Origin of the sequence: Micromonospora sp. NPDC049282, assembly GCF_043197045.1 — a bacterium.
GTDB lineage: Bacteria > Actinomycetota > Actinomycetes > Mycobacteriales > Micromonosporaceae > Micromonospora.
Genome location: NZ_JBICSL010000001.1, coordinates 169,257 through 181,252, shown reverse-complemented (window position 1 = coordinate 181,252; position 11,996 = coordinate 169,257). Strand labels below are relative to the sequence as shown.

Sequence of the window (11,996 nt, the reverse complement as noted above, 5' to 3'; positions counted from 1 at the left end):
TGTGCACATGGCTCTGCATGTGCGCGGTGTGTTCCTCCCCGACGACGAGGTCCGGGACGTCTGGCTGGTCGGCGACCGGGTCACCTTCGAACCGGTGCCGGGCGCCGAGACGGTGGCCGACGGCGGCTTCGTGCTGCCCGGCCTGACCGACGCGCACTGCCACCTCGGCATCGCCCGGGGCGGCGCCCCGATCACCTCGCTGGACCAGGCCCGGGAACTGGCCCGGATCGACCGGGACGCGGGCGTGCTGGCGATCCGCGACGCAGGCTCGCCGTACCCGTACCCCGAGTTGGAGGACGAGCCGGACCTGCCGCGACTGGCCCGCGCGGGTCGGCACGTCGCGCCGCCCAAGCGCTACCTGCGCGACATCGGCGTGGAGGTCGGCGCGGCCGAGGTGGCCGCGACCGTGACCGCGCAGGCCGCCGCCGGCAACGGCTGGGTCAAGCTGGTCGGCGACTGGATCGACCGCGGGGTGGGCGACCTCGCGCCGGCCTGGGACGCCGACACGATGACCGCGGCGGTCGCCGCCGCGCACGCCGCCGGGGTACGCGCCGCGGTGCACACGTTCTCCGAGTCGGCGGTGGAGATCATGGTGCGGGCCGGGGTCGACTCGGTCGAGCACGGCACCGGGTTGAGCCTCGACCTGATCGACCTGATGGCCCGGCAGGGCACCGCGTTGGTCCCCACCATGATCAACATCCGGACCTTCGGCCACATCGCGGAGCAGGCCCGGCAGAAGTTCCCCGGGTACGCCGATCACATGCTCGCCCTGCGCGACCGCTTCCCCGAGGTGGTCCGGGCGGCCCACGAGGCGGGCGTGCCGATCTACGTGGGCACCGACGCCGGCGGCGGCGTCGACCACGGGCTCGCGGCCGAGGAGATGCTGCTGCTGCACGAGCAGGCCGGGATGGCCGCCGAGGACGTGCTCGCCGCCGCCTCCTGGCGGGCCCGGGAGTGGCTCGGCTTCCCCGGACTGGTCGAGGGCGGCCTCGCCGACCTGGTGGTCTATCCCGAGGATCCGCGCCGGGACCTGCGGGTGGTCACCGCGCCCAGCCGCATCGTGCTGCGCGGCCGGGTCGTCCGCTGACCGCCCTCAGCGCCGCGTGACCGCGCCGAGGAAGAGGTGCACGGCCAGGTCGGCCAGCCTGCCGGCGGTCTCGTCGACCGGCGCGCCGGGCAGCACGATGTGGCTCACCACCAGCCGGACGGTGCTGTCCGCCGCGAAGGCCAGCGCCGCCGGGTCGGCGTCGGGCAGGTGGCGCCCCGCCCACTCCAGCAGCACCGTGGTGGACTCGGTGAGCACCAGGTCGGCGCGGGTGGTCAGGTAGGGCAGCAGCTCGTCCGAGCCGCCCCGGGCGCTGGTCAGGATCGCCTTGACCAGCGGGTTGTCGGCGGCCGAGGCCAGCGTGCGGCGGATCGCCGCGTACGCGGCGGCACGGACGTCGGCGCCGTGCTCGTCCAGCGCGGCCCGGACCTCGCCCACGAACCGGTCCACCTCGTGCCGGGCGAGCGCCTCGGCCAGGCCCGCCTTGGTGCCGAACTCGTTGTAGACCGTCTGCCGGCTCACCCCGGCGGCCTCGGCCACCGCACCCATCCGGACGCCGTCCCAGCCACCGGCCACGGTCTGCGCCCGGGCGGCCTCGACGATCGCGTCCCGTGCCTCACCCATCGCCGTCGAAGTCTACGGCCGACCGGGGCGACACGGCGCGGGCCGGCTCCCCGGCGCAGCGGCGGCCCACGCGGCGCATAGGATGTGCGGTCATGGCACGCGTGCTCACTCCCCGTGCGGAGGACTTTCCCCGCTGGTACCAGGACCTGATCGCCAAGGCGAAGCTGGCCGACAACGGCCCGGTTCGGGGCACCATGGTCATCCGACCGGCCGGCTACGCCATCTGGGAGCGGATGCAGGTCGAGATGGACGCCCGGATCAAGGCGGCCGGCGCGGAGAACGCGTACTTCCCGCTGTTCATCCCGGAGAGCTACCTCAAGCGCGAGGCCGAGCACGTCGAGGGCTTCTCGCCGGAGTTGGCCGTGGTCACCCACGGCGGCGGCAAGCAGCTCGCCGAGCCGGTGGTGGTCCGCCCCACCAGCGAGACCGTCATCGGCGAGTTCATGGCCAAGTGGATCGACTCCTACCGGGACCTGCCGCTGCTGCTCAACCAGTGGGCGAACGTGGTCCGCTGGGAGCTGCGTCCGCGGATCTTCCTGCGGACCAGCGAGTTCCTCTGGCAGGAGGGGCACACCGCCCACGCCACCCGGGAGGACGCCCGCGCCTACGCCCGGCGGATCCTGCACGAGGCGTACGAGGACCTGATGGTCAACGTGCTGGGCATCCCGGTGGTGGTCGGCCTGAAGACCGCCCGGGAGCGCTTCGCCGGCGCCACCGCCACCTACACGTGCGAGGGCATGATGGGTGACGGCAAGGCGTTGCAGCTGGGCACCAGCCACGAGCTTGGCCAGAACTTCGCCAAGGCGTTCGACATCAGCTACTCCTCGGCCGAGGGCGGCCGGGAGCACGCGTGGACCACCTCCTGGGGCACCTCGACCCGGATGCTCGGCGGTCTGATCATGTGCCACGGCGACGACAACGGGCTGCGGGTGCCGCCGAAGCTGGCGCCGGTCCAGGCGTACGTGATGATCGTCAAGGACGGCGAGGGCGTCGGCGAGGCGGCGGCCAAGCTCCGCGACGCGTTGCGCGACGCCGGCGTCCGGGTCGCGCTGGACGACCGGACCGACACCGCGTTCGGCCGCCGCGCGGTCGACGCCGAACTGCGCGGGTACCCGGTACGCGTCGAGGTCGGACCGCGCGACCTGGCCACCGGCAACGCGGTGGTGGTCCGGCGTACGGACGGCTCGAAGGCCCCCACGCCGGTGGCCGACGTGGTCGGCGCGGTGCTGGCCGCGCTGGACGCCGACCAGCAGGCGTTGCACGACCAGGCGCTGGAGTTCCGCCGGTCCCGCACCGTCGAGGTGTCGACGCTGGCCGAGGCGATCGAGGCGTCCGCCGCCGGCTGGGCGATGGTGCCCTGGGCGGCGGTCGGCGTGAAGGGCGAGGCCGAGGCGAACGGGCAGGGCGTCACGGTCCGCTGCCTGCTCCGCGCCGACGGCTCGGTGCCGGACACCGAGGACGAGCCCGACCTGGTGGCCATCCTCGCCCGCGCCTACTGAGGTGTAAGGAGGGGCCCCCGCTTAACGCATTCGGTAGAGGCGGGGTGTCCTCTTGACAAGTGAGGGATGGTGAGCGTGCGGTTCGAACCCGGCCGGCTGGTCCTGCACCGCAACGTGCGGCACGGGCGGATCGGGTGGGTCCGCTCGGCCCGCGTCGTCTCCGACGACGAGCGCGGGCTGCTGCTCTGGGTGGCGCGCGACGCGCCGGTGGCGCACGAGGTGACCGCCGCCGGGCTGGGCATGCGCGCGGTGCCGTTCACCGAGTGGATCACCTCCGCGTACGCGCTGAAGCGCGGCACGTGGAACGGGCCGCCGGTGTTGAAGTTCCTGCCCGTCGGCGCCGCCCACTCGGTGTGGTGGTTCTCCGACGAGCGGGGCCGGTTCAAGAACTGGTACGTCAACCTGGAGGAGCCCGGCGTCCGCTGGGACGACGGCGCGGTGGCCGGGGTCGACATCGTGGACCAGGACCTCGACGTGGTGGTCCACCCGGACCTGACCTGGGAGTGGAAGGACGAGGACGAGTTCGCCGAGCGCCTGGGCTTCCCGGAGCACTACTGGGTGACCGACGAGAAGGCGGTACGTGCGGAGGGGGAGCGGGTGATCCGGCTCGCCGAGGCGGGCGCGTTCCCGTTCGACGGTACGTGGCGGGACTTCACTCCGCCGGCGGAATGGGACCTACCGGGCGAGCTGCCGGCCGGCTGGGACCGGCCGCCGGCGCGCTGACCGGGTGTCCTCCGTCACGTTCCGGGGCCGTCCGAGGCGCGCGGTGCGGGTCCGGTGTGAGAGTTCCGGCCGGATCTGGCAGAATGGGCCGCTGGTATCCGGCGCGCGTCCGGCGCCCTCTAACCCGGGCGCGTTGCCAGTTCACCGAGCAGTCTCCGGCCCAAACCCCACTGTGCCGGTCGCGCTCACCCGCCACACCGCCCGAACGGGCCGGTGAGATCGCAACAGGAGCGAAACAACTGTGGCCGTAAAGATCCGGCTCCTGCGGATGGGCAAGATCCGCAACCCGCAGTACCGCATCGTCATCGCCGACTCGCGCACCAAGCGTGACGGTCGCGCGATCGAGTTCGTCGGTGTGTACCAGCCGAAGGAAGACCCTTCGGTGATCGAGGTCAAGTCGGAGCGGGTCCAGTACTGGCTGTCCGTCGGCGCCCAGCCGAGCGAGGCCGTGCAGCGCCTGCTCGAGCTGACCGGTGACTGGCAGAAGTTCAAGGGCCTGCCCGCCCCGCCGCCGCTCAAGGTCGCCCCGGAGCGGGCCGACCGCAAGGCGGCGTACGAGGCCGAGGCGAAGGCCGCCGCCGGCGTGGCGGACACCCCGGCGAAGCCGGCCAAGAAGGCCGCCAAGTCGGAGGCGCCGAAGTCGGAGGCCCCGAAGTCGGAGGCCGAGGCGCCGAAGGCCGAGGAGCCCAAGGCCGAGGCGCAGACCGGCGCCGAGTCCGGTGAGCAGGCCTGACATGCCACTGCGTCCCGCCCTGGAGCACCTGGTCAAGGGGATCGTCGACCACCCGGACGACGTCCGGGTGCGGATGGTCGATTCCCGTCGGGGCAAGCGGCTCGAGGTCCGCGTGCACCCGGAGGACCTCGGCACGGTGATCGGGCGGTCCGGCCGGACCGCCAAGGCGCTGCGCCAGGTGATCGGCTCCATCGGCGGACGTGGAGTACGCGTCGACATCGTCGACTCGTACTGATGCTTCTCGTCGTCGGCCGGATCGGCAAGCCGCACGGCATCCGCGGTGAGGTCACCGTGGAGGTGCGCACCGATGAGCCCGAAGCACGGTTCGCCCCCGGTTCGGTGCTGGTCACCGAACCGGGGGCGGTTCCGGCCGAGCCCGGCGCCTGGCGGGTGCCGCCGAAGCTGACCGTGGAGTCGGCGCGCTGGCACCAGGGCCGGCTGCTTGTCGTGTTCGACGGCGTGCTGGGCCGCGACGTCGCCGAGGCGCTGCGCAACACCCTGTTGAGCGTGGACAGCGCCGACGTCGACGCGCCGGTGGACCCGGAGGAGTTCCACGACCACCAACTGGTCGGGCTCGCCGTGGTCACCCCTGACGGGGAGCGGATCGGCGAGGTGGACCGCATCGACCACGCTCCCGCCTCCGACCTGCTGGTGGTACGGCGCCCCGAGGGGCGCACCGCGCTCATCCCGTTCGTCACGGCGATCGTGCCCGAGGTGGATCTCGCCGGCGGTCGCGTCGTCGTCGACCCGCCCGGCGGTCTGCTCGACCTGTAGCCGGCTGGAGCCACCGCATGCGCGTCGACATCGTGTCGATCTTCCCGGAGTACTTCGCCCCGCTGGACCTGTCGCTGATCGGCAAGGCCCGCGCGAACGGGCTGCTGCGGCTGGCCGTACACGATCTGCGGACCTGGACCCACGACGTGCACCGCACGGTCGACGACACGCCCTACGGCGGCGGCCCGGGCATGGTCATGCGGCCGGAGCCGTGGGGTGAGGCGCTGGACGCGCTGGCCCCCGACGAGCTGAGTCCGGACGGGCACACGCTGCCCCGGCTGCTCGTGCCGTCGCCGGCCGGTGTCCCGTTCAGCCAGGCGATGGCGCACGAGCTGGCCGCCGAGTCGCACCTGCTCTTCGCCTGCGGTCGGTACGAGGGCCTCGACCAGCGGGTGCTCGACCACGCGGCGACGCGGATGCCGGTGACCGAGGTCTCCCTCGGCGACTACGTGCTCTTCGGCGGCGAGGTGGCCGTGCTGGTCATCCTGGAGGCGGTCACCCGGCTGCTGCCCGGGGTGCTCGGCAACGCCGGCTCGCTGGACGAGGAGTCGCACGCGCACGGGCTGCTGGAGGCTCCGCTCTACACCAAGCCGGCGACCTGGCGCGGGCTCCACGTGCCCGAGGTGCTCCGCTCCGGCGATCACGCCCGGATCGCCCGCTGGCGACGCGACGAGGCGCTGCTGCGGACGGCGTCCCGCCGCCCCGACATGGTCGGCCTGCTGCCCCCGGAGAGCCTGGACGCGCGGGACCGGGCGGCGCTGGACCAGGGCGGATTTCCCTCGCCGCCGGAGCATGTGGCAAAGTAGAGGGGTTGCCGCATCCGACCACGCCGTGGGCGGCTGCGAGGACCCTCGACGGGGGCCGGCGTCGCCGATCTCCAGCCGAGGGTCAGAATCACCCGTTCGCGCATCGACTGACGGTGCGCCGTGAGCCTCACGAGGACACCGCGATGAACATCCTGGACGCCCTTGACGCCCAGTCGAAGCGTGCCGACCTGCCTGACTTCCGTGCCGGTGACACCGTCAAGGTGCACGCGCGGGTCGTCGAGGGCAGCCGGTCCCGGGTCCAGATCTTCCAGGGCGTCGTCATCCGTCGCCAGGGTGCCGGCCTGCGCGAGACCTTCTCGGTCCGCAAGATCAGCTTCGGTGTCGGTGTGGAGCGGACCTACCCGCTGAACAGCCCGGGCATCGACCGGATCGAGATCGTGACCCGCGGCGACGTGCGCCGCGCCAAGCTCTACTACCTGCGCGAGCTGCGCGGCAAGAAGGCCAAGATCAAGGAGCTGCGGGAGAAGCAGCCGGCGAACTGAATTCCCGTTCGCCACGCCGCCCGGGCTGCGCGGATGTCGTATCGACCAGTTCGCATTACCCTGGTCGGTACGGGCGCAGCCGGACGGTGTTGAGCGGTCCACTGCCGCCCGTGGGGTCTCCGCGAGGAGACTCCCGGGCGGTAGTGTCGTTTCCGCGGACCGGAGAGTGGCATGGTGCAGATGCTTGACGAGGACGGCACCGCCGATCCCTGGCGCCGGCGCTCCCGGCGCTCCCGGCGGCAGATGCCGCTCTGGCAGGAGCTGCCGCTGTTGCTCGTGGTGGCGTTCTGCCTGGCGGTGCTGATCCGCACGTTCCTGCTCCAAGCCTTCTTCATCCCCTCCGGGTCGATGGAGGACACGCTGCTCATCGGCGACCGGGTGCTGGTCAACAAGGTCGTCTACGACATGCGCGACCCGGTCCGCGGCGAGGTCGTGGTGTTCCGGGGCACCGATCGCTGGGTCGCCCAGGAGGCGCCGGCCCCGCCGACCAACCTCGCCGGCAAGGTCGGCCGCACCCTCGGCGACCTGGTCGGGGTCAGCCGTCCGGGCGAGAAGGACTTCATCAAGCGCGTCATCGGGGTGCCCGGCGACAAGGTCTGGTGCTGCGACAAGGGCCGGGTCGTGGTCAACGGCACGCCGCTGGAGGAACAGGCGTACGTCTCCGAGGACTCCCCGGTCGATCTCCCGCCCAACCCGAAGGAGTGCCGGTCCCGGCAGTTCACCGAGGTGGTGGTGCCGCCGGGGCAGATCTTCGTGATGGGCGACCACCGGCTGGTGTCACAGGACGCCCGGTGCCAGGGCCCGGTGCCGATCGACAACGTCATCGGCCGCGCCTTCATGATCGTCTGGCCGTCGCAGCGGTGGACCGATCTGCCCGTACCGAAGACCTTCACGGACCTGCCCCGCCCGGCCGCCGCGCCGGCCCGACCGGCGCCGATCGATCCCGACCCGGTGGGAGGGGTCGTCCTGATTCTCCCGGTCGCGGCCACGCTGACTGTTCTCGCGGGTTCGGGGCGACTGCGCCGCACCCGGGGACGTAGGCTCCTCCCGTGATTGACGAGCAGACCGAAAAGCCGCGCAGCTCCTTCTGGAAGGAGCTGCCCATCCTCCTGGGTGTGGCGATCCTGGTCGCAGTGCTGGTTCGTGCCTTCGTGCTGCAGACCTTCTTCATCCCGTCGCCGTCCATGGAGAACACCCTCAAGATCGACGATCGGGTGCTGGTCAACAAGCTGGTCTACGACTTCCGCTCGCCGCACCGCGGTGAGGTGATCGTCTTCAAGGCGCCCACCGAGTGGAGCGGGAACCCCAACGGCGAGGACTTCATCAAGCGGGTGATCGGCGTCGGCGGCGACCACGTGGTCTGCTGCGACCGGGCCGGTGGGCAGGAACGGTTGATCATCAACGGCAAGCCGATCGACGAGCCGTTCATCTTCCCCGGCAACAAGCCGGCCGACCAGGACTTCGACGTCACCGTGCCGAAGGGCCGGCTGTGGGTGATGGGCGACCACCGGGAGGCCTCCGGCGACTCGCTGGAGCACTGGCAGCAGTCCGGCGAGGACATCAACGAGGCGACCATCCCGGAGGGCGAGGTCGTGGGCCGGGCCTTCACCATCTTCTGGCCGTTCAACCGGGCCACCTGGCTCACCGTGCCCAAGCAGTTCGACGGCATCCCGAATCCCTGAGGTCGTCGGGTCGGCGTGGTCGTCCGTCGGTGGCGTCTGGCAGGCTGATGCGGTGACCGTTTACACCCCTCGACGCGCGGCCCGGGTGCTGCTGGTCGACGCATCCGACCGGGTGCTGCTGTTCCACGGCAGTGATCCGGCCCGGCCGGGGCACCGTTACTGGTTCACCCCGGGTGGTGGGCTCGACCCGGGGGAGACCCCGGTCGAGGGCGCGGCGCGTGAGCTGGCCGAGGAGACCGGCCTGCGGCTGGCCCCGGCCGAGCTGGGCGCCGCGGTTTGGTCCGAGACGGTCGAGTTCCCGTTCGACGGGGTCTGGTACCGCCAGGAGCAGGAGTTCTTCCTCGCCCGGGTGCCGGGCTGGGAGGTCGACACCGGCGGCTTCGACGAGATCGAGCGGGCCAGCGTGCTCGGGCACCGCTGGTGGACGGTGGACGACCTGGCCGCCACCGCCGAGCGCTACTACCCGCCGGACCTGCCGGCCCGGCTGGGCCGGGTGCTTGCCGGGAGCGACAGATGCTGACCCCGCCGCGCACCGTGGTGCGCCGCGACGGCGGCCTCTACGCGCTGGAGCGGGCCCTGCAGCGACGGGGCTTCCGCCAGGTCGCGGGCGCCGACGAGGCCGGTCGGGGGGCGTGCGCGGGGCCGTTGGTGGCCGCCGCCGCGGTGCTGCCCGAGGGGCGGCGCGGTGAGATCGACGAACTCGCCGACTCCAAGCTGCTGACCCCGGCGGCCCGGGAGCGGGTCTACGACGAGGTGGTGGCGCGGGCCCTGGCGTACGCCGTGGTGATTATCCCGGCCGAGGAGGTCGACGCGCGCGGGCTGCACGTGTGCAACCTCGCCGCGATGCGTCGGGCGCTCGCCTCGCTCGCCACCCGCCCCGACTACGTGCTGACCGACGGCTTCGGCGTGGACGGGCTCGACGTGCCGGGGCTGGCGGTCTGGAAGGGCGACCGGGTGGCCGCCTGCGTCGCGGCCGCGAGCGTGCTCGCCAAGGTCACCCGGGACCGGATCATGGTGGAGCTGGACGGGCGGTTCCCCGGCTACGGCTTCGCCGAGCACAAGGGTTACATCACCGCCGAGCACAGCGCCGCGCTGCGCGAGCTGGGTCCCTGCCGGGAACACCGCTTCTCGTACGTGAACGTGGCCGCCGTCTCGGGGCGCGACGGGCGGCCTCCCCGCGCCCGTCGTCCGGCCGTGGAGGACAGCGGCGTGGCGCTGCCCGGCCTGCCGGCCGAAGCGTTCGCCGGGCGCCGGGACGAGCCGATGGAGCACTCCGGCGCGTCAGGGGGTACCGTCGGCGTGGCGTTGGGCGAGCAGCCGCGACCTCCGGCGTCGGTGGGGGAAGATGTGGTCATGGAAGGCGGAGTGCGATGAGCGCGGAAGATCTCGAGAAGTACGAGACCGAGATGGAGCTGCAGCTCTACCGGGAGTACCGCGACATTGTCCGCCAGTTCTCCTACGTGGTGGAGACCGAGCGCCGCTTCTACCTGGCCAATCAGGTGGACCTGCACGTCCGCAACTCCGACGGCGAGGTCTACTTCGAGGTCGAGATGCATGACGCCTGGGTGTGGGACATGTACCGCCCCGCCCGTTTCGTCAAGAACGTCCGAGTAATGACGTTCAAGGACGTCAATGTGGAAGAGCTCGAAAAGCCCGACATCTCGCTTCCCGCAGATTCCGGTTTCGGCGGCTGACACGACAGGCCCGCACGGCCCGCCGCCGACGGCGGATCACTCCGCCGGCACCACCACCACCGCGACGCGCTGCACCAGGTTGTTCGCGAACCCGCCCCGGTTCCACGGCTGCTCGACCGGCTGGGTCCGCCCCGAGGCGTCCGTCGCCCGGGCTCCCAGCACCCACCGCCCCGGCGCCGCCGCCCACGCCACCGACCACCGGCGCCACCCCCACCCGTCCCCGGTGGGCTCGTCCAGGCTCGCCGGCACCCACGAGTCGCCGCCGTCGAAGGTCACCTCGACCGACGTCACCGGCCCGTACCCGGACCAAGCCCGACCGTCCACCGTGCACGGACCGGGTCGCAGCACCCGAACGCGGGACATGAAGTCCGGGAAACCGGGCGGACGCACCAGCGCGCGTGGCTCGATCCGGGTCACCGGCACACCGGGGTCGTCGGCGTCGGCCCGCAGCCGGTAGGCCACCGCGTTCTGATAGCCGTCGAACGGCTCGGTCGCCACGTGGACGTCCCGCAGCCACTTGACGTGCGCCATGCCGTACCACCCCGGCACGATCAGCCGCAGCGGGGCGCCGTGCTGCGGCAGCAGCGGAGCGCCGTTCATCTCGTAGGCCAGCAACACCTCCTCGCGCAGCGCGTCGGCCACCGGCAGCGCCCGCTGGTAGTCCTGCTCGACACCGCGTTCCACCCCGTGGTCCGCGCCGGTGAAGACCACGTCCACCGCGTCGTCGGCCAGGCCGGCCTCACGCAGCAGCGGGGCCAGCGGAGTCCCCGCCCACTCGGCGTTGCCCACCGCCTCCACCAGCCAGGGCTGGCTGACCGGACGCGGACGCAGCAACGCCCGGCCGTTCCCGGCACACTCCAACGTGACCCGACGGGTGACCCGGGGCCGGGCCCGCAGCGCCGCCAGGTCCAGCCGGAGCGGACGCGCGACCGCCCCGGACACGGTCAACGTGTACGCGTCCGGGTCGACGTCCGGGATGTCGTAGTGGATGAGCAGGTAGTGCAGGCCGGCCGGGGTCACGTCGTAGCGCAACGCCTCCAGCGGGATGCCGTGGTTGCGCGCGGCGAGCTGAAGCTCCTCGGCGCTGATCGCCTCGTCCGGCGCGGCCACCCGGGAGGGCCGGCTGACGTCGTCCACGGTGGTCATCGCTGCTCCAACTCGTCGTAGCCCACGAACTCGAACATCCGCGCGGCCGGCGCCAGCGGCCGGGGCGGGCCGGTGAACCGGTGCGCGCCGACGCCCACACCGTCGGCCGGGCTGTTCACCGCGACCGGCACGAAGCCCTCCTCGGCGAACCAGTCGCAGATCGTGGGCACCAGGTCCGGCTCCCCGCGGTGCCGGGTCCACAGCACCGTGCCGCCGGTGGCGCAGAGCGACGCGCAGTGCCGGACCGTCGACCGGATGTCGTCGTCACCGATGTTGCCGAAGACGCCGCACACCAGCACCAGGTCCGCCGGCGCCAGGTCGGCGTACCTGTCGGTCACCGCCGCGTCGCCGGTCACCACCTCCACGCCGGTCAACCCCGCCTCCGTGACCGCCCGGCGGGCCAGCTCGGCGTTGCGTGGGTCCAGCTCGACCAGGCGTGCGGTCACGTCACCGCCGCGCGGATGGGCGGCCAGCACGGGGATCAGGTCGCGTCCCTGACCGGCGCAGAGGCTGATCGCGCGCAGCGGGCCGGGCGGCGCCGCCTCCAGCGCCTCGGTGGTCAGCCGGCGCACCTCGACGAGCCGCCGGGACAGCGCCGAGTCGGGCTGGTCGTAGTCGCGGTGCCAGTCGAGCCAGTCCTTCGTCACGCGGCCAGCATAGGCGGCCCGGTCGTAGCAGATCCGTCCCGATTTCGAGGCCCGTCCACAACCGGGCCCTGTCCACAGTGCCGCTCCGCTGGGTGCGCCTCACGTCGGGCCCGGCCAGCA

At 72.5% G+C, this 11,996-nt stretch carries 16 protein-coding genes; 13 read left to right on the top strand and 3 right to left on the bottom strand.

The window, feature by feature from the left end; all coding sequences use genetic code 11:
* The first annotated feature begins 7 nt into the window (after window positions 1-7).
* Complete coding sequence (locus tag ACGFI2_RS00835; RefSeq protein WP_393508498.1) at window positions 8-1,087, top strand: amidohydrolase family protein; 1,080 nt, start codon at window positions 8-10, stop codon at window positions 1,085-1,087.
* A 6-nt stretch (window positions 1,088-1,093) separates the two neighbouring features.
* On the opposite strand, the gene ACGFI2_RS00830 is transcribed toward ACGFI2_RS00835, so the two are convergent.
* A complete protein-coding gene (locus tag ACGFI2_RS00830; RefSeq protein WP_393508495.1) occupies window positions 1,094-1,669 on the bottom strand; it encodes a TetR family transcriptional regulator in 576 nt (191 codons plus the stop codon).
* 92 nt (window positions 1,670-1,761) lie between these two features.
* Here ACGFI2_RS00830 and proS point away from each other — a divergent pair, with 92 nt between their 5' ends.
* From proS to ACGFI2_RS00770, 12 genes are all read left to right on the top strand, one after another.
* Window positions 1,762-3,168, top strand: a complete 1,407-nt coding sequence (gene proS / locus ACGFI2_RS00825; protein WP_393508492.1) for a proline--tRNA ligase — start codon at window positions 1,762-1,764, stop codon at window positions 3,166-3,168.
* A gap of 75 nt (window positions 3,169-3,243) precedes the next feature.
* Entirely contained in the window at window positions 3,244-3,891 is a 648-nt protein-coding gene (locus tag ACGFI2_RS00820) for a DUF402 domain-containing protein (RefSeq protein WP_393508489.1), read from the top strand.
* A 241-nt stretch (window positions 3,892-4,132) separates the two neighbouring features.
* Entirely contained in the window at window positions 4,133-4,624 is a 492-nt protein-coding gene (rpsP, locus tag ACGFI2_RS00815) for a 30S ribosomal protein S16 (RefSeq protein ID WP_393508486.1), read from the top strand.
* A gap of 1 nt (window position 4,625) precedes the next feature.
* Window positions 4,626-4,859 (top strand): RNA-binding protein, encoded by a 234-nt coding sequence (locus ACGFI2_RS00810; RefSeq protein ID WP_013284588.1) that lies wholly within the window; start codon window positions 4,626-4,628, stop codon window positions 4,857-4,859.
* Window positions 4,859-5,398 (top strand): ribosome maturation factor RimM, encoded by a 540-nt coding sequence (gene rimM / locus ACGFI2_RS00805; protein WP_393508482.1) that lies wholly within the window; start codon window positions 4,859-4,861, stop codon window positions 5,396-5,398. The genes ACGFI2_RS00810 and rimM overlap by 1 nt, the downstream gene beginning before the upstream one ends.
* Before the next feature lie 17 nt (window positions 5,399-5,415).
* Window positions 5,416-6,204 carry a tRNA (guanosine(37)-N1)-methyltransferase TrmD gene (trmD, locus tag ACGFI2_RS00800; protein ID WP_393508480.1) on the top strand — a complete coding sequence of 263 codons (789 nt, stop codon included), beginning with the start codon at window positions 5,416-5,418 and terminating at the stop codon, window positions 6,202-6,204.
* A gap of 143 nt (window positions 6,205-6,347) precedes the next feature.
* Complete coding sequence (gene rplS, locus ACGFI2_RS00795) at window positions 6,348-6,707, top strand: 50S ribosomal protein L19 (protein ID WP_393508477.1); 360 nt, start codon at window positions 6,348-6,350, stop codon at window positions 6,705-6,707.
* A gap of 171 nt (window positions 6,708-6,878) precedes the next feature.
* Entirely contained in the window at window positions 6,879-7,760 is an 882-nt protein-coding gene (lepB, locus tag ACGFI2_RS00790) for a signal peptidase I (RefSeq protein WP_393508474.1), read from the top strand.
* The gene (gene lepB / locus ACGFI2_RS00785) at window positions 7,757-8,389 is read left to right on the top strand and encodes a signal peptidase I (protein WP_393508471.1); all 633 of its coding nucleotides are present in this window, start codon (window positions 7,757-7,759) and stop codon (window positions 8,387-8,389) included. The genes lepB (ACGFI2_RS00790) and lepB (ACGFI2_RS00785) overlap by 4 nt, the downstream gene beginning before the upstream one ends.
* A 52-nt stretch (window positions 8,390-8,441) precedes the next feature.
* Window positions 8,442-8,909 carry an NUDIX hydrolase gene (locus tag ACGFI2_RS00780; RefSeq protein WP_393508468.1) on the top strand — a complete coding sequence of 156 codons (468 nt, stop codon included), beginning with the start codon at window positions 8,442-8,444 and terminating at the stop codon, window positions 8,907-8,909.
* Window positions 8,903-9,763, top strand: coding sequence for a ribonuclease HII (locus ACGFI2_RS00775; protein ID WP_393508465.1), 861 nt, complete (start codon window positions 8,903-8,905; stop codon window positions 9,761-9,763). The genes ACGFI2_RS00780 and ACGFI2_RS00775 overlap by 7 nt, the downstream gene beginning before the upstream one ends.
* Window positions 9,760-10,083: a DUF2469 domain-containing protein gene (locus ACGFI2_RS00770; RefSeq protein WP_007075222.1), complete on the top strand. Its 324-nt coding sequence runs from the start codon at window positions 9,760-9,762 to the stop codon at window positions 10,081-10,083. Before ACGFI2_RS00775 ends, ACGFI2_RS00770 begins: the two co-directional genes overlap by 4 nt.
* Before the next feature lie 36 nt (window positions 10,084-10,119).
* Here the strand turns inward: ACGFI2_RS00770 and ACGFI2_RS00765 are convergent, their stop codons facing one another.
* Both ACGFI2_RS00765 and ACGFI2_RS00760 read right to left on the bottom strand, forming a co-directional pair.
* Window positions 10,120-11,229, bottom strand: a complete 1,110-nt coding sequence (locus ACGFI2_RS00765) for a sulfite oxidase (protein WP_393508462.1) — start codon at window positions 11,227-11,229, stop codon at window positions 10,120-10,122.
* Complete coding sequence (locus ACGFI2_RS00760; RefSeq protein ID WP_393508459.1) at window positions 11,226-11,876, bottom strand: class I SAM-dependent methyltransferase; 651 nt, start codon at window positions 11,874-11,876, stop codon at window positions 11,226-11,228. Before ACGFI2_RS00760 ends, ACGFI2_RS00765 begins: the two co-directional genes overlap by 4 nt.
* Between the last annotated feature and the right edge of the window lie 120 nt (window positions 11,877-11,996).